We start from the raw sequence: 22,444 nt of genomic DNA, 5'->3' as shown, positions 1-22,444 counted from the left end.
AGGCACCAACAGCGAACGGAGCTGGTGCATGGGTGCACGCAAGGTCATCGTCGTCGGTGCGGGCATGGTCGGGCTGTCCTGCGCCTGGTCGCTGCAGGAGTACGGCATCGAGGTGGAGGTGCTGGACAAGGCCGCTGCCGGGTCCGGGGCATCCTGGGGTAACGCGGGGTATCTCGCCCCGGCCTTCACCGTTCCGCTCCCCGAGCCTTCGATCCTGCGCTACGGGATCCGCGCCGTGCTCGACCGGCATTCCCCGGTCCGGTTGCCGCCGCGCGCCGATCCGGAACTGGCGCGGTTTCTGCTGCGGTTGAGCAGAAACTGCACCAGCGCGCACTGGAGCAGGGCGATGGCCGGATACCGGGTGCTCAACGAGCGGATCTTCGAGTCCTTCGACGCGCAGCTCGCCGACGGGGTGCGCGGCGAGGTGCACACCGCCGATGTGCTCGCCGCCTTCGCCGGGGCCGCCGAGGCGACCGGACTGCAGCACGAACTCGACGGGGTGGTCGCCAGCGGGCAGCAGGTCGATCTGGAACTGCTCACCGGGGAACAGGCCCGCAATGCCGAACCCAATCTCTCCGGGCGGATCGGGCTCGCGATGCGGGTGCGCGGGCAGCGCTACCTCGATCCGGTCGCGTACGCGGGCGCGCTCGCCGCGAGTGTGCGGGCCCGGGGTGGCACGATCACCGAACAGGTCCCGGTCTCGGCCGTCCGGCGCTCCGGCGGGCGGATCCGGGCGCGGTGCGCGGACGGTGCTCGCGAGGCGGACGCGGTGGTGCTCGCCAGCGGTGCCTGGCTGCCGGAGCTGGCCGCCGCGCACGGGGTGCGGATGCCGCAGTTCGGCGGGCGGGGGTACAGCTTCACTATTCCCCTGCGCGAGCCGCTGCGCTCCCCGTTGTATTTCCCCACGGCCAGGGCGGCGCTCGCGCCACGTGGGGACCGGGTGCGGGTCGCGGGCGTGATGGAGTTCCAGCGCCCGGATGCCCCGCTGGACCCGGCGCGGATCACCGCCACCGTCCGGTCGCTGCGCCCGCTGCTCGCCGGTGCCGACTGGTCGGACATCCGGGACCAGTGGGTGGGTGCGCGGCCGTTGAGCGCGGACGGGATCCCGCTGGTCGGGCCTTCGGCAACCGAGGGTGTCTACATCGCGGGCGGGCACGGAATGTGGGGAGTCACCCTCGGCCCGCTCACCGGAAAGCTGCTCGCCGAGCACATGGCCACCGGCGCAACCGGCCCCGAACTCGATTGGCTGCGCCCGACCCGCTGAGCCCGGCTCGCTGAGTACGGCTCGAGATCAATGGAGATCGCGATGCTACGAGAGCGTATCGAGACCGAGCCGAGCCCGGCGCGGGTGCGCCGGATCGGCCTGCTGACCGGTGTCGTGCTGCTGCTCGCCTACACGATCGACTACGTGGACCGGTTCGCGATCAGCATGGCACTGCCCTCGATCGGCACCGAGTTCGGGCTTTCCAAGACGGCACAAGGGCTTCTGGTCACCGTGTTCGCCGTGGTGTACATGCTCTGCCAGATCCCGGCCGGGGTGGTCGCCGACCGGTTCGGCGCCCGGATCCTGTTGCTGGCCACGCTGTTGCTGTGGTCGGCGTTCACCATGTTCACCGCGCTCGCCGGGACCTTCGCCCTCCTGCTCGTCCTGCGTGCCACATTCGGTGCCTCGCAGGGATTCTTTCCCGCGGCGAGCTTCAAGACGGTGGCCGAGCGCACCACCCCGGACAATCGCGGCACGGTCATGGGGCTGGTCATGTCCGCGAGCGGGATCGGCAGCGGGCTCACCCCGTTGATCGCCGCTCCGCTGCTGATCGCCTTCGGCTGGCGCGGCACCTTCGGCTGGCTCGCCGCGGCGGGTGCGGTGCTCGGCATCCTGCTGTGGCTGCTGATTCCGCGCCGGCTGCCCGCGCGGATGTGCGAACTGTCCGCGCAGCCACCGAAACCCACCCCGGCAGCGCGGCGGGCGGTGCTGCGCTCCCCGCAGGTGTGGTTGTTCGCCGGACTGTTCTGTGCCAAGAACTTCGTGGTCTACGGGCTGATCACCTGGGTGCCGAGTTATCTGCAGGAGGCCAAGCACGTCTCCATCGGGGAGACCGGGGTACTGGCCGCGATCCCGGCGCTGATCGGGTTCGCCACCACGATCCTGGGCGGCTGGCTGTTCGACCGCTACTTCAGCACCCGCCCGCGCTGGTATCTGTTCGCCACCACGCTCACCTCGGCGATCCTGCTGGCTCCCATGGCACTGGCGAGCACCGCGGGCCAGTTCATCCTGTTCGAGGCGCTCGCACTGGCCGTGGACGGGCTCGGTTCGATGGCGCTGTTCGGCCTGCCGATGCGGGTGTTCCCCACCGCGCTGACCGGTTCGGGGATGGGCGTGATCAACTTCGGTGGCCAGGTCGCGGGTGCCGCCGCGCCGCTGCTGCTCGGCATGCTGGTGGACGGATTCTCCTATGCGGCAGCGTTCGGCCTGCTCGTGGTGGCCGGGCTGATCGCGGCCGGGCTCGCGGTGCGGATCCCGCAGCGTGCCGAGGATTTCAGTTTCGCGGTGAAGGGAGTCTGATGGAGGACGAGATCATCGCCCGCGCCGAACAGGTCGGGGTCCGGGTGCGGATGCACGCCCGCGCGATCGACGGGACCGCGAGTTTCGGGATCGGCGCGGACGAACCCGTGGTGACCGCCTCGGTGTTCAAGGTGCCGCTGGCCGTGGAACTCGCCGATCAGGCCGAGCGGGGACACTGCGACCTCGCCGAGCAGATCACCGTGCCCGCCGGGCCGAAAGTGCCGTCCCCGTACGGATTGGCCACCTTCCGGCATCCGGTGACGCTGTCCCTGGACGCGCTGGCCACCCTGATGATCGGGATCAGCGACAACGTCGCCACCGATCTGGTGTTCGCGAAGATCGGCAAACCAGCCGTGCGCGCGCTGCTGGACCGGCTCGGCCTCGCGGGCACCGTGCTCGAGCAGGACTGCGCCGAACTGCTCGGCACCATCGGCGAGGACCTCGGCTACGACTATACCGACGATGAGCGCGCCCTGACCGAGTTGACGCCGGAACAACTGCGGAGCCTGCGCGCCCTGGATCCGGCGCAGACCTGTCGCAGCACGGCAGCGGAGATGACCGCGCTGCTGGGCATGATCTGGCGGGACGAAGCAGCGGGCCCCGGCGCCTGCGCGGATGTGCGCCGCTGGCTCGGCCTGCAGGTGTGGCCGCACCGGCTGCGCTCCGGTTTCCACACCGACGAGGTCCGGATCAGCGGGAAAACCGGGACCCTGCCCACGATCCGCAATGAGGTCGGGGTCGTGGAATACGCCGAAGGGAGCCGGTTCGCGGTCGCGGTGTTCACCGAGGCGGTCGATGCCCGCTCCCAGGCGCCGGAACGGGACGCGTTCATCGGGTTCGCCGCCGCACGGGCGATCGAGGAATTGAGGAGTCGAGCATGAACGAGAACGTATTGCTGCGCGGCGGTCAGGTGTGCGATCCGGGAACGGGGACCGCACGCACGGCCGATCTGCTGGTCCGCGATGGCCGGGTGGCCGAGATCGGCACGGATCTCCGGGCGCCCGAGGATGTTCCGGTGCTCGATGTGACCGGGCTGGTGGTCGGGCCGGGGTTCATCGATCTGCACAGCCATGTGGACTCCATCGCCGGACAGCGACTGCAGGCCATGGACGGGGTGTGCGCGACCCTGGAACTGGAGGCGGGTGCGGCGCGGGTGGAGACCGCGTACGCCAGCGCCGCGCGGGACGGGCGCCCGCTGCACTACGGGTACGCCGCATCCTGGGCCGGTGCCCGGTTCGCGGCGCACACCGGCGCGGATCCGGACGACATCCTCGGCGTGCTCGGCGCACCGGAATGGCAGCGATCCTCCACCCCGAGCGAGCGGGCGACCTGGCTGGGCAGGCTGGAGACCGAACTCGCCGCGGGCGGGCTCGGGGTCGGCATCCTGCTCGGCTACGCGCCGCGCACCGATCCGGCGGAATTCCTCGATGTGGCCCGGCTTGCCGCGAGCGCCGGGGTGCCGACCTTCACCCACGTCCGGGAACTGGTGGAGGCCGACCCGACCACTCCGGTGGACGGTTCGAGCGAGATCGCCATGGCCGCGGCGGAAACCGGGGCGGCCATGCACCACTGCCACGTGAACAGCACCTCGCGCAGGCACATCGACCGCGTTCTGTCCACTTTGGATGAATCACGATCCGCGGGTTCCCCGGTCACCGTCGAGGCGTATCCCTATGGTGCGGGATCCACGGCGATCGGCGCGTTCTTCCTCTCCCCGGACCGGCTTCCCGCCTGGGGCATGAGCCCCTCGGACCTGGTGCTGGTGGACACCGGGGAGCGGATCGCCGATGCGGCACGGCTGAACGAGGTGCGCGCGAACGATCCGGGCGCGCCGTGCATCGTGCACTATCTGGACGAGCGCGCCGAGGCCGATCGTGCGCTGCTGCGCCACGCCCTCGCCTTCGAGGACAGCATCGTGGCCAGCGACGCGATGTTCGTCAGCTGGCCCGACGGCAGCAGGGAGAGCACCGAGTGGCCGCTGCCCGCCGGTGGGCGCACCCATCCGCGCACCGCGGGCACGTTCAGCAAATCCCTGCGCCTGATGGTGCGCGAACAACGCGCGTGGACCTGGCTGGAGGCGTTCCGCCGGTGCTCCTATCTGCCCGCGCGGGTGCTGGACCGGGTGTGCGCCACGGCGAGCGGGAAGGGGCATCTCGGGATCGGCGCGGATGCCGACATCGTGGTGCTCGACCCGGAGAACCTCACCGACCGGGCCACCTTCGCCGATCCGACGCGGACCGCGCAGGGCGTGCGGCATCTGCTGGTGGACGGCACCTTCGTGGTGCGCGACGGTGAACTGCGCGCGGACGCGTTCCCCGGACGGCCGTTGCGCGGTCAGTGAACCGGAACTAGGGAAGGGACAGGGGATGTCCACCTTCGACATCACGGATATCGCAGGAATCGGGCAACCGATCGATCTCACGCTGAGCCCGGACGGCTCCACCGTGGTGTACGTGCTACGTACCGCGGACACCGAGGCCGATGAGAACGTGCACGAGCTGTGGTCGGCCGGCACCGATGGCACACCGCCCCGCCGGATCGGGGAGGGCACCGATCCGGCGATCAGCCCGGACGGGGAAACGCTGGTTTTCCTGCGGGAGAAGCAACTCTGGACGATGCCCGTGCACGGCGGCGCCCCGGAGCAGCTCACCGATCGCCCGCTCGGTGCCGGTCCCGCGGTGTGGCATCCGGACGCCCGCAAGCTGGCGTTCACCGCCGCGTTCGATTTCCGTGGTGGCACCGCGCATTCGCCCATCGTCACCTCCGCGGCGGTGCACAAGATCGACGGCGGTGCCCGGTTCCGCGGGGTGTACAGCCAGCTTTTCCTGCTGGATCTGGACAGCGCCGAGACCACCATGCTCACCGGCGGCGAGTTCGAGGCGCACGCCCCCGCGTGGTCCCCGGACGGCAGCGAACTGGCCTACCTGCGCGGTTTCGCCGAGGACACCCCGACCGCGCGAGCCCATGTGCTCGATCCACGGGACCCCGCCGCCCCGCATCGGCTGGTGCCCGGGCCGGTCTCGGTGTCCGCGCTCGCCTGGCACGGCACGGATCTGCTGCTGGTCGGCGAACCGGAAACCGGGGTGCGCAATGCAGTGCTCACCCGGGTCGACAGCGCGGGCAACACTTCGGTACTCACCGCGGAGCTGGACCGTGCGGTGATGCCGGGCGCTGCCGGTTATCCCGGTGCCACGCCCGCCGTGCTCGGCGACAAGGTGCTCTACTGCGTCCGGGACCGCGGGTGCACCCATCTCTACCGGGACGGTGAACCACTGCTCGGCGGGGATCATGTGGTCTCCGGGCTCGCGGTTGCCGGTGGCCGGATCGCGGTCGTGGTCGCCGATCCGCGGCACAGCGGGGAAATCGGCGTGGTCGATCCGGAGACCGGGCAGCTGCGCTTGCTGACCGGACACACCCCCGAGGGGCGCACCCCGATCGTCCCGGTCGAGCGCACCTTCACCGTGCACGACGGTGTCCAGGTCCACGGCTGGCTGGTACGCGATCCGGAACTGCGGGAACCGGGGCCGTTGCTGCTCGATGTGCACGGTGGCCCGCACAACGCCTGGCATCCGGCGCTGGATCCGGCGCACCTGTACCACCAGGTGCTCGCCGCGCGCGGCTGGTCGGTGCTGCTGCTCAATCCGCGCGGCAGCGACGGCTACGGCGAAGAGCTCCTGCGCGCCGGGATCGGGGCCTGGGGAACCGCCGATGAGCGGGATTTCCTGGACCCGGTGGACCAGCTGGTGGAAGAGGGCATCGCCGATCCGCGGCGGCTCGCGCTCTGCGGCTACAGCTACGGCGGGTTCATGGCGTGCTGGCTGTCCACCCGGACCGAGCGGTTCGCCGCGGTGGTCGCCGGTGGCGTGGTGTGCGATCTCGAACTGCTGCGGGACACCTCCGATATCGGGGACTGGTTCTACGAACAGGAAATCGGCGATTCCGCGGCGCAGTCACCGATCCGGCACATCGACCGGGTCAGCAGTCCGACGCTGGTGCTGCACGGGCTTGCCGATCAGCGGTGCCTGCACGCGCAGGCCGAGCTGTGGTACTCCGGGCTGCGCCGTCGCGGGGTGCGTACCGAGCTGGTCAGCTATCCGGAGGCGAGCCATCTGTTCATTCTGGACGGTCGTCCCGCGCACCGGATCGACTACAACCGGCGCATTCTCAACTGGGTCACCAGGCACACCGGAACCCGGGTGCGCGGCGGCGCCGATCCGGACTACTGGCAGCGCAGGCTCGCCGCGCTGGTGGAGGCGCACGGCGTCGTGGGTGCCTCGCTGGGCATCGCGATCGGGGACGAGATCAGTACCGCGGCCGCCGGGCTGCTGCACACCGGAACCGGGGCCCCGGCGCGCACCGGCAGCCTGTTCCAGATCGGTTCCATCACCAAGGTGTACACCGCGACGGTGATCATGCGCCTTGTGGAGCGCGGCGAACTCGGGCTGGACGACCCGATCGAGCGCTATGTGCCGGGCATCGCCGAAGGGGTCACCATCCGGCACCTGCTCACCCACACCAGCGGCATCGACGGCGATCTGTTCCACGACACCGGCCGCGGGGACGACTGCCTCGAGCGGTACACCGCCAAACTCGCCGAGGCGGCCCGGATCCACCCGATCGGTGAGACGTTCTCCTACTGCAACGCGGGATTCAGCCTGGTGGCCCGGATCGCCGAGGTGTGCACCGGCAAGGTGTGGGACGAGCTGTTCGGCGAACTACTGCTCGAACCGCTCGGCCTGGAACACACCGTGCTGTTGCCCGAACAGGTGCTGCGGTTCGACTCCGCGATCGGCCACGTCAAGGGCAAGGACGGCAAGCTGGCACCGGCCCCGCAGTGGCATCTGCCGCGCGCGGTCGCCCCCGCGGGCGCGATCTGTGCCACCGCCGAGGATGTGCTGCGGTTCGCCCGCGGACAGCTGCTGCGCCCGGAAACCGCCGAGCTGATGCGCACCGAACAGGTCGCGCTCCCGGACACGAGCCGCGCGGATGCGTGGGGACTCGGCTGGTGGCGCAACCTCTGGGACGGTGCCCGGCTGATCGGGCACGACGGCAACACGCTCGGCCAGTCCGCGTTCCTGCGCGTGCTGCCGGAGGCGGACATCGCGGTCACCCTGCTGACCAACGGCGGCGAGGCGAATCCGCTCGCGCACGAACTGTTCACCGAGATCTTCGGGAAGTTCGCGGGTATCGCCCCACCGGAACCGCTGCGCCCATCGGAATATGACACCGCAGAACCGGCGGACTGGCATCTCGGTGTCTACGAACGGGCCGCGCTGCGCTTCGAGGTTTCCCGGCGGGAGGGCGGACTGCACGCCACGCTCAGCACCTCCGAGGTCGGTTCGCTCGGGGAGCCCGAGCCACCGCGCGAGTTCACCCTGGTGCCCGATGAACAGGACGCCTACCTGATCCGGGAACCGCGCACCAGAGAATGGCAGCGGGTGCGGTTCTTCCGGCTCGCGGATGGCAGCGCCTACGTGCACTTCGGGTTGCGCGCCACACCCAAGGTCCGACCGTGAAACGCGCCGCGGTGGCGCTCGCGCTGCTGCCGCTGCTCGCCGGGTGCGCGGTCGGGGCACGATCCGGCGGGGACACGATCACCATCGCCATGCCCGCGGGATCGGCGAAGTTCGACCCGCAGGCTTCCTCCTCCTCGAGCAATATGGCGCTGGTCCCGCTCGCTTACCAGATGCTGGCCACCACGAACCGCGATCACACCCTCGCGCCGGGGGTGGCCAGCCACTGGACGGTGAGCCCGACCAGCGCCCGGTTGCGCATCCGGGACGGGGTGCGCTGTGCGGACGGCGAACCCCTCGACGCGGCGACCGTCGCGGCGAACCTGAACTATGTCGCGGATCCGGCGAACAAGTCCGAGCTGATCGATGTCGCCGTTCCCGCGGGGGCCGAGGCCAGCGCGCACGGCAAGGAGGTGGAAGTCCGGCTCGCCAAACCGGAGCCGTTCTTCATGCAGAACGTCGCGATCCTGGGTTTGGTGTGCCGTAAGGGAATGCACGACCGCGCCGCGCTGAACCGGCGCAGCGCGGGCTCCGGCCCCTATGTGCTCAGCGAGGTCGCACCCGGGGATCACCTCAGCTACACGAAACGGTCCGGAGCGCCGGAAGGGCTGCCGCGCACCATCGTGGTCAAGTTCGTCAACGACGAGACCACCATGGCGAACCTGTTGCTCGGCAGGCAGGCCAATATCGCCGGGATCCGCGGACCGGACCGGGACCGGCTCGCCGCGGCGAAGCTGTTCCGGCGCGATATTCCGGAGACCGTCGGCGAGCTCTACTTCAACCAGGCCAAGAAGACCTTCGCCGATGTGCGGGTGCGCCGGGCACTGGCCATGGGGGTCCGGTTCGACAACGCGGCCAAGGCGATCACCATGGGCGAAGGGCGGCGATCCACCGGACTGATGCCGGAACCGAAGTTGTGCCCCGGAAACAACGCCGCCGCGCTGCCCGGCTACGACCCCGCGCGGGCGCGTGCCCTACTGGACGCGGCGGGCTGGCGGAGCGGGCCGGACGGGGTTCGGGTGAACAACGGCGCGCCGCTGTCGTTCTCGCTGAAGTTCCCGCCGCTGGCCGCCGCAGCCGCGGAATACCTCGCGCAGCAGTGGCGCGCGCTCGGGGTTTCCGTCCGGCTCGAACAGCGCACCAACGAACAGTTGCTCGCCACCATGATGGGTACCGGGGACTGGGACACGATCTTCGAGAACGTGAACGTCACCAACCCGTCGACCATCCGCGCCTTTCTCTCCGGTCCGGCCCCGCCGAACGGCTCGAATTTCGCGCACATCGAGAATCCCGGCTACGGCGCGGGGATGCGGGCGGCCAGCGAGCGCACCGGGACCGCGGGCTGTGCCGAGTGGAACGCCGCCGAGACGGCGCTGTTCCGCAACGCCGATGTGGTGCCGTTCGCGGACGCGGACACCCCGTGGTTCGGGGCCGGGGCGCGATTCGAACTGGACGGCAACGGGGAGTTCGTGCCGAGCGCGTTCCACCGGGACACGCCATGAACCACTGGCTCGGTTTCGCGGCACGCAGGCTGTTCCGGTTCCTCGTCTCGATGTTCGTGCTCGCCGTGGCCACCTTCGCCATGGTGCACGCCATCCCCGGGGATCCGGTCCGGGTGGCGATGGGTCTCAAGGCGCCGACGGCGCTCGTCGCGGCGAAACGGCACGAGCTGGGCCTCGATCTGCCGCTGCCGCAACAGTTCCTGGACTATCTGCAGCGACTGTGCACCGGACGGCTGGGCAGTTCGCTGATCTCCGGCCTTCCGGTGCGCCGGTTGCTCGGTGAACAGCTGCCCGCGACTGCGCAGCTGGCCTGCTATGCCTTCCTGCTCGCGGTAGTGCTCGCGGTGCCGCTCGGCATGTTCGTCGGGGTGCGCACCCGCAACGGCCGGGCGCGCGGCACCGAGGCGGGATTCGTCACGGTGACCGGGTTTTTCTCGGTGGTTCCGGATTTCCTGCTCGCCGTGGGACTGGTCTTCGTGTTCGCGGTGACGCTCGGCTGGTTCCCGCCAGCGGGCCTGGCCAGCCCGGTTGCCTTCGTGCTTCCGGTGCTCGCGCTCGCCGCGGCACCGGGTGCGCTGCTGTCCCGGATCGTGCGGGTGGAGACCAGGCGGGTGCTCGACACCCCGTATCTGCGCACCGCGCGCGCGAAACGGCTGCCGGACCGGCTGTTGTATCTGCGGCACGCCCTGCCCAATCTGCTCACCTCCACGCTGACCATGAGCGGGCTGATCCTCGGCTCGCTGCTGGCCGGAACGGTGCTGGTGGAGAACATCTTCGCGATCCCGGGGGTCGGCATGCAGCTGGTGCAGTCGGTGCTGAACAAGGATTATCCGGTGGTGCAGGCCCTGGCCATCGTGTTCGGCGGCGCCGCGCTGCTGATCCACCTCGTCGTGGACATCGCCATCGCGGCGGCCGATCCGCGTTCCACGATCAGGGAGCGCTGAGATGCGTCAGCTGACTCGCCCGCTCGGGATCACCACCCTCGTGCTGGTCGCCGTGATCCTGCTGCTCGCGGTGTTCGCGCCCATGCTGTGGTCGGCGCGCGCGGACTCGATCGATATCGACGCGATGCGGCAGGGAATGTCGGCTGCGCATCCGTTCGGCACCGACTATCTCGGGCGCGATGTGCTGGCCAGAACCCTGGTGGCTACCCGGCTTTCGGTGCTGCTCGCGCTGCTGGCCACGGTGCTCGGTGCGGTGCTGGGCATCCTGCTCGGCACGCTGCCGGTGGTGCTCGGCAGGCGGATCGGCGGGCTGGTGGTGGCGTTCATCAACCTCACCGTGGCGTTTCCCGGCCTGCTGCTGGCGATCTTTTTCGGCGTGGTGTTCGGGGTCGGTGCGGACGGTGCGGTGCTCGCGCTCGCGGTGGCCCTGACACCGAACTTCGCCCGGTTGACCTATACCAGGGCGGTGGCGGTGGCCGAGGCGGATTTCGTGTCCGCGGCCAGGCTGCTCGGGGTACCGCGCGGTCTGCTGATCACCAGGCATGTGGTGCCGAACATCGCCGAGCCGCTGGTGGTGAACTTCGCCTCGGCGATCGGCAACGCACTGCTCAACTTCGCGGCGCTGTCCTACCTCGGCTTCGGGGTGCAGCCGCCCTCGTACGACTGGGGACGGTTGCTCAACGAGGGCCTGCCGCGGATCTACACCGATCCGGCCTCGGCGCTGCTGCCCGGCTTCGCGATCGTGTTCGCCGGGATCACCTTCGTGCTGGCCGGTGAACTGACCGCCAGGGTGCTCACCGCGGAATCCCCCGGCCAGCGCGCGGCACCACGGGAACCTGATGCGAGCGGGGAACCGGAACCCGATGCGGAGCACGGTGTGCTGCGGGTGGTGAACCTGCGGGTGCGGTTCCCCGCGGCGAACCCGGTGCGTGGTGCCAGCTTCACCGTGTGCCGTGGGGAAATACTCGGCCTTGTCGGGGAATCCGGTTCCGGGAAGAGTGTCACCGGTGCCGCGATCGCCGGTCTGGTTCCGCACCCCGGCCGGGTCGAGGCGGACCGGCTGGAGTTCGACGGGGAACCGCTCGATCCCGCCCGGCTCGGCGACCGGCTGGCCATGGTGTTCCAGGACCCGATGAGTTCGCTGAACCCCGCGCTGCGGGTGGGCAGGCAGCTCGCCGAGGTCGCCGAGGTGCACCGGAACGCCGATCGCCGCTCCGCCATGGCCCGCGCGGTGGATCGGCTGCGCGCGGTCCGCATCCGGGATCCGGAACGCCGGGCAGCGCAGTATCCGCACGAGTTCTCCGGCGGAATGCGGCAGCGCGCGATGATCGGCATGGGGCTGATGGGTGAGCCGAAGCTGATCATCGCCGATGAGCCGACCACGGCACTGGATGTCACCGTGCAGCGGGACATTCTCGGCCTGCTCCGCGAGGTGCGCGATACCCAGGGCACCGCGGTGCTGTTCGTCAGCCACGACATCGCCGTGGTGCGCGAGCTGGCCTCCCGGGTGCTGGTGATGTATGCCGGGCGGATCGTCGAGGAACTGCCCGCGAACGCGCTGGACCGGGCGGCCCATCCGTACACGAGGGCGCTGGTGGCCAGCTCCCCGGACCTGCGCACCGACCGTTCGCTGCCGCTGGCCACGATCGAGGGCCGGGCACCGGATGCCACCGAGGAGCTGCCCGGCTGCCCGTTCGCGCCGCGCTGCGCACACGCCGACGACCGCTGTCACGCCGAACTCCCCGCGCCGCGCGAACTCGGCGGGCACCGGGTGAGCTGCTGGCATCCGGTCGGGGCACAGGAGGTATCGGCATGAGCGAGCTTGGGAGCGAATCATCGGGGCAGAGCGAACTCACGGTGGACGAATTGACCGTGCGGTTCGGCGCGCACACCGCGGTGGACGGGGTCAGCCTGACCGTTTCGGCTGGTTCGGTGCTCGGCCTCGCGGGCGAGTCCGGTTCCGGCAAGTCCACGATCGCGCGTGCCATCGTCGGTATGGCCCCGATCAGCTCCGGAAGCATCCGGTACGACGGTGCACAGCTGCGTACTCCGGACCGCCGGATCCAGCTGGTGTTCCAGGATCCCGCCGCGGCACTGGATCCGCGGCGCAGTATCGGCTCGTCCATCGCGGAGGGCTTGCGAGCCAAGCGGACCGCGCGCCGCGCCCGGGTGCGCGAGTTGCTCGAACTGGTGCACATCGATCCCGCGCGGGCGAACCTGATGCCGCGCGCGTTCTCCGGCGGGCAGCTGCAGCGGGTGTGCATTGCGCGCGCTCTCGCCGCCGAACCGGCGTTCCTGATCGCGGATGAGATCACCTCGGCACTCGATGTCTCGGTGCAGGGCGCCGTGCTGAACGTGTTGCGGGAAATCCAGCGGGAGACCGGGATCGGGATCCTGTTCATCAGCCACAATCTCGCCGTGCTGCGCTACCTCGCGGACAGCATGGCCGTGCTGCGCGCCGGAAAACTGGTCGAACAGGGGGAGACCGAAAACCTGCTCGGCGCGCCGGAACACGAGTACACCAAGCAGTTGATCGACGCCGTCCCCGGACAGGAATAGGGTGAGAGCCATGTCCTACGAAACCTTGCGCGTGTCCATAGTGGACGAACTGGACGCGTTCTTCGCGCAGTACACCGCCGCCGGGCAGGCCAAGGGGCTCGTCTACGGGATCAGCGATGCGAACGGACTGGTGCACTCGGCCGGATTCGGCGTGGCGGACGAGGCGGGCACGGTCCCGGACGCGGACACCGTGTTCCCCATCGCCTCGATGTCGAAGAGCTTCATCGCCTGCGCGGCACTGCTCGCCCGGGACCGCGGTGTGCTGTCCCTGGAAGATCCGATCACCAAGTATATTCCGGAGTTCCGCGCGAGCGCCGCTCCGGAGGAGCCGTGCGAACCGCCGAGCATCGGGATGCTGCTCGCCATGCGCGGCGGGCTCACCGAGGACAACTCCTGGGTGGACCCGTTCATCGACATGCCCGAGCGGGAACTGCTCGAACTGGTCGGCAAGGGGGTCCGGTACAGCAACCTGCCCGGCACCGTGTTCGAATACTCCAACCTCGGCTACACGCTCGCCGCGATCGCGGTCGGCCGTGCGGTGGGCGTCCCGATCACCGAATTCGTGCGGGACGAGGTGATCGCGCCGCTCGGCCTGACCGCGACCTGTTTCGACAGCGCGGCACCGGAACGGCGCGCGGTCGGGTACTCGCTCGACGCGCAGGGCGACTGGGTGCCGTTTCCGCCGAACATCTCGGACGGGTTCGCCGGGGCGGGCGGCATCATGAGCACCGTCCGGGACATCGCGGGCTGGATGACCTGGCTGGGTGCGGCGTTCCGCCCACAGTCCGGGGCGGATGCGATCCTCGGCAGGGCGGCGCGCCGCGATATGCAGCGGTTGCACAGCATCGCGCGCCCGGCCGTCGTACTGCGCCCGGACGGCGGGCTGCACGCGGGGCTCGGCGGATACGGGCTCGGGCTGAGCATCGAGGAGGATCCGCGCTGGGGCACCGTGGTCTCGCACGGCGGCGGGCTGCCCGGATTCAAGCTGTTCATGTGCTGGCATCCGGATTCCGGGCACGGGGTCACCGTGCTCACCAACAGCCACCGCGGCGATCCCGCGGCGCTGTGCACCGAGGCACTGCAGCGGATCCTGACGCGGGAGAAGGCGCCGGCGCGGACCGTAACGCTGTGGCCGGAAACCGAACGACTGCGCGCCGAGGCGGATCGCCTGGTGCGCGACTGGGACGAGCAACTGGCCGCACGGATCTTCGCGGAGAACGTCGATTTCGACCGCCCGCTCGCGGAACGCCGCACCGAGGTCGCCGAACTCGTCGCGGAGATCGGCCCGCTCGCCGCCGCACCCGGCGCGGTGGTCTCCACCTCCAGTCCGGCCGACGTGACCTGGTCGATCCCCGGCGAGCGCGGCGAACTGCTGTGCATGATCCACCTGACCCCGGTCGATCCCGCGCGGATCCAGGAATTCGAGGTGCGCGCCGTGCCCGCGCACCGGCCCCGTGCGGCGGCCCCGGTGGACATCTCCCCGCGGCGCACCCGGCTCGGCGACGCGTTCATCGGACCACCACGGGACATCCAGCTGCGGGGCTGAGTTACCGCATACGGGGGAGCTTTGTGCGGGGCTGCCGGGTATCGGCACGACTGACCGTTGCCGCCCGGCAGTCGCGGGGCTAGCGTCCCCGCCATGCGAAAACACACACTTTCACTTCGGGCGGTGCTCGGTGCCGTGCTGCTGGCCGCGGCGCTGGCCCTGGTCGCGGCCGTTGCTCCGGCCTCGGCGGAGACGGCCTGGTTCGCGCCGAAGGAGGTCACCGGGTTCGGGAACACCCTGGGACCCGGCCCGGCTCCGCGTGGTTCGGTGACCGGTGACTTCAACTCCGATGGCAAAGCCGATGTCGTCTCGATCGCCGATTTCACGATCGGCAGGGGCCTGCTGTTCACCCCGGGAAAGGGCGACGGCACCTGGGGCCGGTCGACGCAGATCCCGGGAACCGGGCTGACCATTGCGGGCGGTGGCACCCAGGGGCTGGACGCCGGTGATCTCAACGGCGACGGCCACCTGGATCTGGTGGTGCAGAACCTGGCCACGGTGAGCGTGCTGCTCGGCGACGGGCACGGGAAGTTCCGCAAGACCGAGACGCACGTGCTCCCGTTCAGCGGCCAGATCGAGCCGCGAGTGGCCGACCTCAACGGAGACAAGGCCCCGGACATCGTGGCACCCTCGTTCGGTTGTGTTCAGGCGTTGTCGGTCAGCTGCATCCGGACGCTGATCAACAACGGCGACGGCAGTTTCCGGCCGGGACCGCAGTCGCGGGTGGACGCCGTTCCGGTGCTGAGCGCGATCTCACCCGCCACGCTGAACCGGGACGGAAAACCCGATCTGTTCGCCACCGATGGTCTGAGCGGCACCACCTATGCGCTGCTGGGCAATGGCGACGGGTCGTTCCGGGTGAGCGGGAAACTCCCGCTTTCCGGGCTCATTCCCGAGGATGTCGCCGCCGCCGATCTGAACGGCGACGGCTGCGATGACGTCGCCGCGGTCGGCTCGTTCAGTTTCTCGCTCACCACCGCGCTGACCGACTGCTCCGGAGGGTTCACCACCAAGCTCGGGAAATACCACTTCGGCGGTGCCGGGCCGACCAGCGTCAACACGGGGGACTTCAACGGGGACGGCAGGCCGGATCTCGCGGTGTCCTCGCTGTTCAGCCTCACTCCCGCGGTGAAGATCTTCGCGGGTGACGGAACGGCGCAGCTGCGCGAGATCGGGGACTACCAGGTCGGCTGGGCGCCCCAGAATCCGTTGGTGGCCGACTTCACCGGGGACGGCAAGCCCGACATCGTTACGGTGGGGGTAAGCAACCTCGCGCTGCTGCGGAACATCACCGCCGGGTGAGCGCAGCCATGGAAGGGAAGGGATCGAGCACCGTGGCCGGCCGGTCGTACGGCGGTCGTTCAGCGGCCGAGCGGGACGAGCTGCGCCGTGCCCGGTTGCTCTCGGCCGGACGGGAAGTCATCGGCACCGTCGGGTACACGGCGGCGAACATCGACCGGATCTGTGCCAGTGCCACCGTTTCGACCCGGCACTTCTACCAGCTGTACGGCAGCAAGGAAGACGTCTTCCTGGATGTCTACCGGCAGCTGATGCAGGAATCCTTCGAGCACGCGCTCGCCGCGTACCGGGACAATGCCGAGCTCCCCCTCGCCCAGCGGGTGACCGAGGCCTTCCTCGCCTACGCGCGCCCGATGTTCGAGGATCCGTGTTCCGCGCGCATCATCGCGGTCGAGGTGCCCGCGGGCGGCCCTCGGGTGGAACAGGCGCACATGGAATTCCGGGAAGCGCTCATCGCTTTCGTGGAAGCCGAGGGAAAGGCCGCTGCCGAACGGGGTGAGGTCACCGCCCGAGACTTCCGGTTCGCCATCCTCGCCCTGATCGGGGCGGCCACCACGGTCGTCTTCGACTGGTTGCGCCGCGAGGAACGGCCACCGATGAACGAGATCGAACAACAACTCGCCGCGCTCGCCGTGCAGCTCATCGCCGGCTGAGCGATTCCCCTGTTTCCGCACACTCAACGAAGAGGATCGTCGCGATGATCAATACCGGTCTTCGTTTGCTCGCCGCGGGATCGCTCCCGCTGCTGCTGGCCACTTTCGCCGCGCCACACGCGGGTGCCGAGCAGGGCGGCCGGACGTGGTACGTCAGCGCCGAGGCCACTGCCGGGCAGGGCAGCGCGACCGCGCCGTTTTCCTCTCTCGCCCAAGCCGAATCGGCTTCGCGGGCTGGGGATTCCATCGTGGTGCTGCCCGCATCGAGTACCGCGCCACCGTTGGACGGCGGGATCGCGCTGAAGCCCGGCCAGCGCTTGATCGGTGCCGGTGATCCGGTTGTCGGTGCCTCGGGTGGTGTACCGATACCGCGGATCACGAATACCTCCGGTCGTCTCGAGGGCGACGCGGTCCGGCTCGCGCCAGGGGCGCAGGTGCGCAACCTCTCGATCACCCATCCGCGCAGGGGTGGCATCTATGGTGTGGACACGCCGGGGACCGTGGTCACGGGCAACGACGTCACCGAGACCAACACCTCTTGTGCGCAAGGGTTTCTCATTCAGTCCTTCACCGTTCCGGCGGGGCTTCCGCTGCGGGTTCCCGGTCTGGATCTGCCGTTCAAGATCACGTTGAACAACGGCTGGGCGGGCATCATGGTCGACGGCAACCGTGCGCAGGGGACGGTGCGTATCGAGGACAACCGGGTGCACGACACGGCGTGCGGGGACGGTATCGATGTTCGCGCCTCGGGCACGAGTTCGTTGCACGCCAAGCTTTACCGCAACCGGGTCGACCACACCAGGCAGGGACTGCTGCAGCTGTCCAATCTCGCCATGGGCTTGCAGAGCACCGGCAAGGCCAGTCTGGACGCCGAGCTCGTGCGGAACACGCAGACCGATGTCGGCAGTGGAGTGGTGGATTCCGAGGGGGTGTTCGCCAATATGGCCGATCAGTCGCGTCTCTCCGCGCGCATCGATCACAACACTTTCCGGAACGGGAACGGGCATTTCTCCGCCAACGGCTTGGAATACGTCACCAGCAACGGAAAACCGAGCAGCGACCTCACCGTCACGAACAGTACTTTCACCGATGTGCCCGGGGACATCATCGAGAACTACAACCTCAGCACCGAGGGCGCCACGCAGCGCATGACCCTGGACAATGTGCGCGCCGCGCATTCGACCTTCCCCGCGGGGCTGGTGTATCCGGTCGTTCCGGCGAACTTCGGAAGTTGTGTGCTCTCCGCAAGCCTCGGTAGCGGTAATGTCACCTCGCTGCGGATGCACCGCACCACCGCGACCGACTGCACCGGTGACGGGGTGGGCATCATCAGCACCGTGGGCAACAAGGCGGATGGCCCCAACCGGAACATGTCCTTCGACATCTCCGACAGTCAGATCACCGGTAACGAGCAGGCCAACCTCCGGGTGCTCAACATCGGCGATCTGGGCACCCTGCACGGAAAGGTCAGCAACAGTAACCTCGCCGACGGGGGCAAGGGTTCGGCCGACATCGAACACACCGCCGGAACCATCGGGGATCCCGAGCTCGACTTCGGCGGCGGAGGACTCGGCAGCTCCGGTGGGAACTGCATACTCGGGGCCGCCGAACCCGGTGTCGAGGTGCGCGGCATCCACGTCGATGCGCGGCACAACTGGTGGGGCCGCCCCAGCGCGCCTGCTCCGGGCGCTGTCCGGGAACAGCGCGGGAGTATCGACACCACCGGTGCCCTGTCCAGCGCGCCACGCGGAACCTGCTGACGGGTCAGCGGTCCGTTGTCTCGATCACCTGAACGGACCTGCCGGTATCGTCGGCGCGAGCGGAACGCCGCAGCGGAGTTCCTCGAAGCGGGTGTGCTGCCGGATGTGCGCTCCGCGGCGGACCGTTGTACAGGTGCGGACGTGTTTCATGCGCCGCCGCCAACGGCCATGAGTCTTGGCCCGCTCCGTCTTTGGATGCGGTGGGGTACCCCGCGGGTGCACCTTTGCATTGCGGCCTTGCGCACTTCCGATGGACCGATCCTGCCCGATCAGGCGTACCGTGCACCCGGAGTCTCGGTGTTAAGTACGTTTCGTGTCTGTCTGTTCGGAACACCGCTTGGAGGTCCGATGCGCTATCGCCTGCTCGGGCCGTTGACGCTGGACGATGCTCCTATCGAGCATCGCAGGCAGCGGACGGTGCTCGCCGCGCTGCTGGTGCATGCGGGGAAACCGGTGCCCCTCGGCGCGCTCATCGATGAACTCTGGTCGGATCCACCGGAATCCGCGCAGGTCATGGTGCAGATGTGCATCTCGGAGCTGCGGAAGCTGCTCGCGCCAGGGGTCGCCGCCCGCGATCCGGGTCAGCTGCTGCGTGGCCGTCGCGGGGGCTACACCCTCGATGTGCCGGGCGGGGAACTCGACCAGACGCGGTTTCTCCGGCTCGCCGAGCACGGCAACCGGCTGGCCGGTGAGGGCCGGGCGGAAGAGGCCTCGGCCGTGCTGCACGATGCGCTCGATCTGTGGCGTGGTGCTCCGCTCGCGGATGTGGACGGGGGACCCGCACTGTCCGCGCACGCCGCCTGGCTGGCCAATCTGCGCACCGTGGCCATGGAGCGCGCGGCCCGGGTGGATTTCGAGCTCGGCCGGTACGCCGAGGTGATCGCCATGCTCCAGGTCGAGGTGCTCACCGAGCCGACCCAGGAGGCCCTGGCCGCGCACCTGGTCAAGGCACTCGCCGCGACCGGGAGGCGCGGGGAGGCGGCGAACGTGTTCGAACAGGTCCGGTTCGCGCTGGACGAACAGCTCGGCGTGCGCCCGGGAACCGAACTGATCGACGCCCTGCGTTCGATCGAACCGGCGAACCGGACCGGTGATCCGCCCGCGGCCCAACTTCCGCCGCAACTGGGGGATTTCACCGGGCGCCGGGAACTGCTCGCCGATATCCACGGCGTGTTCGAGGAGACCGACGGTCCACGGGTGCTCGTGCTGTGCGGCCAGGGCGGGATCGGCAAGACCACGCTCGCGGTCCGCGCGGCGCACCTGTTGCGTGAGCGGTTCCCCGGTGGGCAGCTCGCGGCGGACCTGCGCGAGGACGGCAGCCGGATCGGGGAGACCCTGGCGCGGTTTTTGCGCGCGCTCGGGGTGGACGAACACCGGCTGCCCGCCGACCACACCGAACGCAGGCAGCTTTGGCGCAGCCACACCGCGCGCGCCGATGTGCTGGTGCTGCTGGACGACGCCGCCAATGAGGCACAGGTGCGCGAACTGCTGCCGACCGGATCGCGCTGTGCCGCCATCGTCACCTCGCGGCGCAGGCTGCTCGGTCTGGAAGGCGCGCACACCATCGAGGTTCCCGAGCTGCCCGGACAGGATGCGGCGGAGCTACTGGACAATCTGGTCGGCGCGCACCGGGTCGCCGCGGAACCCGAGCAGGCCGAGCGGCTGCTCGCGCTGTGCGCCGGGTTGCCGCTCGCGGTGCGGATCGTGGGTGCGACGCTGGCCGCGGCGGCGCACGAACCGATCCGTGAGCTGGCCGACCGGGTCGCCGACCGGCACCGGAACCTGTTGCGGTTACGCGCCGGTGACCTGGATGTGCGGGCGACGCTCGAGGCCGGGATCGCCGAGTGCGATGCGGCAGCGCGGCGGGCGCTGTGCCTGCTCGGCGCGTTCCGGTTCGCCACGTTCACCGCGTGGACCGTTGCCGCGCTTACCGATACCTCGGAATCCGAGGCAACCGACGTCCTGCGCGGGCTGGTCACCGCGCAACTGGTGCAGGCCGCGGGCCGGGATCGGCTCGGCCGCACCCGGTACCGGATGCACGAGCTGATCGCTGCCTGTTGCGCGGAGCGTGCCGAGCCTGCCGAGGTGGACGCCGCCCTGGACCGGATCTGCGCGGGTTATCTGTTGCTCGCCGGGCTGGCGCGGCGCACCCTGCGACGCGGCTGGTTCCCGCCGGACGAGCCGGATGCCGCACCGGAATCGGCCACCGCGCACGCGGTCGCGGACAACCCGGGCGGCTGGTGCCGTGAGGAGCTGGCCAACCTGATCGCGGTGATCGGGATGGCCTTCGGGCGCGGCTGGTGGTCGCTGACCGCGCAGCTGTCCGGGGCGTTCGCCGGTATCGCCGAACCACGGCCGGGCAGCGCGGAAACCCGGCAGGTCACCGTGCTCGGCCTGGTCGCGGCCCGGCAGAGCGGGGACCAGCGCGCCGAGGCGCGGAGCCTGTGCGCGCTCGGCGATCTGCGCTGGGACATCGGCCAGGCGAAGGTCGCGCTGCCCTGCTATTCGCTGGCGATTCGCCGGTTCGAGGCCAGTGGTGACCGGCCCTCGGCCGCCCGGGTACTGCTCGCCCGCTCCGAGGTGCTGCTCGACCTGGGCAGGCTCGGCGAGGTGCGCGCGGATCTGCACGCCGCGATGCACATCCTGGAACGTGAGGGCGACCGGCTGTGGTACGCGCAAGCGCTGCGCCAGCTGGGTTCGCTGCTGTTCGACATCGGCGAGATCGATGAGGCGCTGCGGCTGTATCAAGAGGGAAGGCGGCTGATCCTGCGCCACGGGACCCGGCACGAGCTGGCCAGGGCGAGCAAGACACTCGCCGACATCCACTCCTGGCACGGCGACCATGCCGAGGCGGAACGCCTGCTCGCCGAGTCCTTCGACATCGCGACCGAGCTCGCCGACCGGCACTGGCGGGCGCACGTGCTTCGCTCGATCGGCAATCTGCGCAGACGCGAAGGCAGGCTCGCCGAGGCGGACAAGGCGCTCGGCGAATCACTGACCCTGTTCGAGGAGCTACAGCACCCGCACGCGCGCGCCTACACGCTGCGCTGGATCGGCGAGCTGCGCCTGGACCAGGGTGACCCGGTCGGCGCCGAGCAGCAGTTCCTCGCCTGCCAGGCGCTCTGTTACGCGTCCGGGGACCGGCGCGGTCAGGGGTATGCCCGCTATGGCCTCGGCAAATGCCGGCTGGCCTGCGGGGAGACCGAGGCCGGGAACCACCTGCTGCACAGTGCGGCACGCATCTTCGACTCCCTCGGTTTTCAACGCTGCGTCGACCTGGTCGAATCCGCGCTCAGTCGCATTTAAGGTTCGTTTAATCCCCTCCGGTTCCCTATCGGCACGTTCCGTCGATCTGGAGGGCATATGCGTTACAAGTCCGGAATCGCGATTCTCGCGGCGCTCGCGTGCACCACGCTTACCGCGGCCACGGCGACCGCATCGAACGCACCGGAGATGGCCGCGAAACAGGCGCTCGGCGTTGACGTCTCCAACCACAACGGCTCAGTCGATTTCAAGAAGGTCAAGGCATCCGGGCGGACGTTCAGTTTCGTGCTCGCCTCGGACGGGAAATCCTTCAGCAACAAGCTCTTCAAGTCCCAGTACTCCGGCGCGGCCAAGGCCGGACTGATCCACGGCGCCTACCACTACGCGCGGCCGAACCAGTCGTCCGCCGCGCAGCAGGCGAAACGATTCCTCGGCATCGCGAACTACAAGCACGACGGGAAGACCCTGCCGCCGGTCATCGATCTGGAGCCGGGCGGGGCCAACGGTTGCTACGGCAAGTCCGCGAAGCAGATCAAATCCTGGATCACCGCGTTCGACAAGGTCGTCAAGGACCAGACCAAGCACAACGCGATCATCTACACCAACCCGGGCTTCTGGTCGAAGTGCACCGGAAACTCCAAGGGTTTCACCGGCAATCCGCTCTGGGTCGCCTCCTGGGGAGTCTCCAAGCCGCAACAGGTCGGTGGCTGGAAGGGCTACACCTTCTGGCAGTACAGCGATTCCGGAAAGGTCCCCGGGGTCAGTGGGAAAACCGATCTGGACAAGTTCTCCGGCAGCAGCGCCGAACTGAAGAAATTCGCCGAAAAGTGAAGGGAGCAGT

The 22,444-nt window shown here is 69.4% G+C and carries 15 protein-coding genes; all 15 read left to right on the top strand.

Going from position 1 to position 22,444, the window contains the following annotated elements; translation table 11 throughout:
* Positions 1-28: 28 nt before the first annotated feature.
* Positions 29-1,264: an NAD(P)/FAD-dependent oxidoreductase gene (locus tag AD72_RS27130; protein ID WP_031469441.1), complete on the top strand. Its 1,236-nt coding sequence runs from the start codon at positions 29-31 to the stop codon at positions 1,262-1,264.
* Positions 1,265-1,306: 42 nt separating this feature from the next.
* Positions 1,307-2,563, top strand: coding sequence for an MFS transporter (locus tag AD72_RS27125; protein ID WP_031469440.1), 1,257 nt, complete (start codon positions 1,307-1,309; stop codon positions 2,561-2,563).
* Positions 2,563-3,444 (top strand): serine hydrolase, encoded by an 882-nt coding sequence (locus AD72_RS27120; RefSeq protein ID WP_031469439.1) that lies wholly within the window; start codon positions 2,563-2,565, stop codon positions 3,442-3,444. Before AD72_RS27125 ends, AD72_RS27120 begins: the two co-directional genes overlap by 1 nt.
* Positions 3,441-4,904 carry an amidohydrolase family protein gene (locus AD72_RS27115; RefSeq protein ID WP_031469438.1) on the top strand — a complete coding sequence of 488 codons (1,464 nt, stop codon included), beginning with the start codon at positions 3,441-3,443 and terminating at the stop codon, positions 4,902-4,904. Before AD72_RS27120 ends, AD72_RS27115 begins: the two co-directional genes overlap by 4 nt.
* 25 nt (positions 4,905-4,929) lie before the next feature.
* Positions 4,930-8,079 carry a serine hydrolase gene (locus tag AD72_RS27110; protein ID WP_031469437.1) on the top strand — a complete coding sequence of 1,050 codons (3,150 nt, stop codon included), beginning with the start codon at positions 4,930-4,932 and terminating at the stop codon, positions 8,077-8,079.
* Positions 8,076-9,578, top strand: a complete 1,503-nt coding sequence (locus AD72_RS27105; protein ID WP_031469436.1) for an ABC transporter substrate-binding protein — start codon at positions 8,076-8,078, stop codon at positions 9,576-9,578. Before AD72_RS27110 ends, AD72_RS27105 begins: the two co-directional genes overlap by 4 nt.
* Positions 9,575-10,522 carry an ABC transporter permease gene (locus AD72_RS27100; RefSeq protein WP_031469435.1) on the top strand — a complete coding sequence of 316 codons (948 nt, stop codon included), beginning with the start codon at positions 9,575-9,577 and terminating at the stop codon, positions 10,520-10,522. The genes AD72_RS27105 and AD72_RS27100 overlap by 4 nt, the downstream gene beginning before the upstream one ends.
* Position 10,523: 1 nt before the next feature.
* On the top strand, positions 10,524-12,338 hold the full coding sequence (locus AD72_RS27095; protein ID WP_031469434.1) for a dipeptide/oligopeptide/nickel ABC transporter permease/ATP-binding protein: 1,815 nt from the start codon (positions 10,524-10,526) through the stop codon (positions 12,336-12,338).
* A complete protein-coding gene (locus AD72_RS27090; protein WP_031469433.1) occupies positions 12,335-13,081 on the top strand; it encodes an ABC transporter ATP-binding protein in 747 nt (248 codons plus the stop codon). The genes AD72_RS27095 and AD72_RS27090 overlap by 4 nt, the downstream gene beginning before the upstream one ends.
* 10 nt (positions 13,082-13,091) lie before the next feature.
* Positions 13,092-14,627 (top strand): serine hydrolase domain-containing protein, encoded by a 1,536-nt coding sequence (locus AD72_RS27085; RefSeq protein WP_031469432.1) that lies wholly within the window; start codon positions 13,092-13,094, stop codon positions 14,625-14,627.
* Positions 14,628-14,720: 93 nt separating this feature from the next.
* Entirely contained in the window at positions 14,721-15,929 is a 1,209-nt protein-coding gene (locus tag AD72_RS27080; protein WP_031469431.1) for an FG-GAP repeat domain-containing protein, read from the top strand.
* A gap of 32 nt (positions 15,930-15,961) precedes the next feature.
* Complete coding sequence (locus AD72_RS27075; protein ID WP_197285087.1) at positions 15,962-16,579, top strand: TetR/AcrR family transcriptional regulator; 618 nt, start codon at positions 15,962-15,964, stop codon at positions 16,577-16,579.
* A 44-nt stretch (positions 16,580-16,623) separates the two neighbouring features.
* Complete coding sequence (locus AD72_RS27070; RefSeq protein WP_031469429.1) at positions 16,624-18,339, top strand: right-handed parallel beta-helix repeat-containing protein; 1,716 nt, start codon at positions 16,624-16,626, stop codon at positions 18,337-18,339.
* A gap of 348 nt (positions 18,340-18,687) precedes the next feature.
* Positions 18,688-21,645: an AfsR/SARP family transcriptional regulator gene (locus AD72_RS27065; protein WP_051899066.1), complete on the top strand. Its 2,958-nt coding sequence runs from the start codon at positions 18,688-18,690 to the stop codon at positions 21,643-21,645.
* A 57-nt stretch (positions 21,646-21,702) separates the two neighbouring features.
* Complete coding sequence (locus tag AD72_RS27060) at positions 21,703-22,434, top strand: GH25 family lysozyme (protein ID WP_031469427.1); 732 nt, start codon at positions 21,703-21,705, stop codon at positions 22,432-22,434.
* The last annotated feature ends 10 nt before the right edge of the window (positions 22,435-22,444 follow it).

It is taken from the genome of Sciscionella sediminilitoris, assembly GCF_000737195.2.
Taxonomy (GTDB): Bacteria; Actinomycetota; Actinomycetes; order Mycobacteriales; family Pseudonocardiaceae; genus Sciscionella; species Sciscionella sediminilitoris.
Note: the sequence above shows the minus strand (reverse complement) of the source record. Positions and strands in the feature narration are given on the sequence as shown.

Coding starts and splice junctions, on each gene's coding strand:
- AD72_RS27130 (WP_031469441.1), top strand. CDS start 29: ATGGGTGCACGCAAGGTCATCGTCGTCGGTGCGGGCATGGTCGGGCTG.
- AD72_RS27125 (WP_031469440.1), top strand. CDS start 1,307: ATGCTACGAGAGCGTATCGAGACCGAGCCGAGCCCGGCGCGGGTGCGC.
- AD72_RS27120 (WP_031469439.1), top strand. CDS start 2,563: ATGGAGGACGAGATCATCGCCCGCGCCGAACAGGTCGGGGTCCGGGTG.
- AD72_RS27115 (WP_031469438.1), top strand. CDS start 3,441: ATGAACGAGAACGTATTGCTGCGCGGCGGTCAGGTGTGCGATCCGGGA.
- AD72_RS27110 (WP_031469437.1), top strand. CDS start 4,930: ATGTCCACCTTCGACATCACGGATATCGCAGGAATCGGGCAACCGATC.
- AD72_RS27100 (WP_031469435.1), top strand. CDS start 9,575: ATGAACCACTGGCTCGGTTTCGCGGCACGCAGGCTGTTCCGGTTCCTC.
- AD72_RS27095 (WP_031469434.1), top strand. CDS start 10,524: ATGCGTCAGCTGACTCGCCCGCTCGGGATCACCACCCTCGTGCTGGTC.
- AD72_RS27090 (WP_031469433.1), top strand. CDS start 12,335: ATGAGCGAGCTTGGGAGCGAATCATCGGGGCAGAGCGAACTCACGGTG.
- AD72_RS27085 (WP_031469432.1), top strand. CDS start 13,092: ATGTCCTACGAAACCTTGCGCGTGTCCATAGTGGACGAACTGGACGCG.
- AD72_RS27080 (WP_031469431.1), top strand. CDS start 14,721: ATGCGAAAACACACACTTTCACTTCGGGCGGTGCTCGGTGCCGTGCTG.
- AD72_RS27070 (WP_031469429.1), top strand. CDS start 16,624: ATGATCAATACCGGTCTTCGTTTGCTCGCCGCGGGATCGCTCCCGCTG.
- AD72_RS27065 (WP_051899066.1), top strand. CDS start 18,688: ATGCGCTATCGCCTGCTCGGGCCGTTGACGCTGGACGATGCTCCTATC.
- AD72_RS27060 (WP_031469427.1), top strand. CDS start 21,703: ATGCGTTACAAGTCCGGAATCGCGATTCTCGCGGCGCTCGCGTGCACC.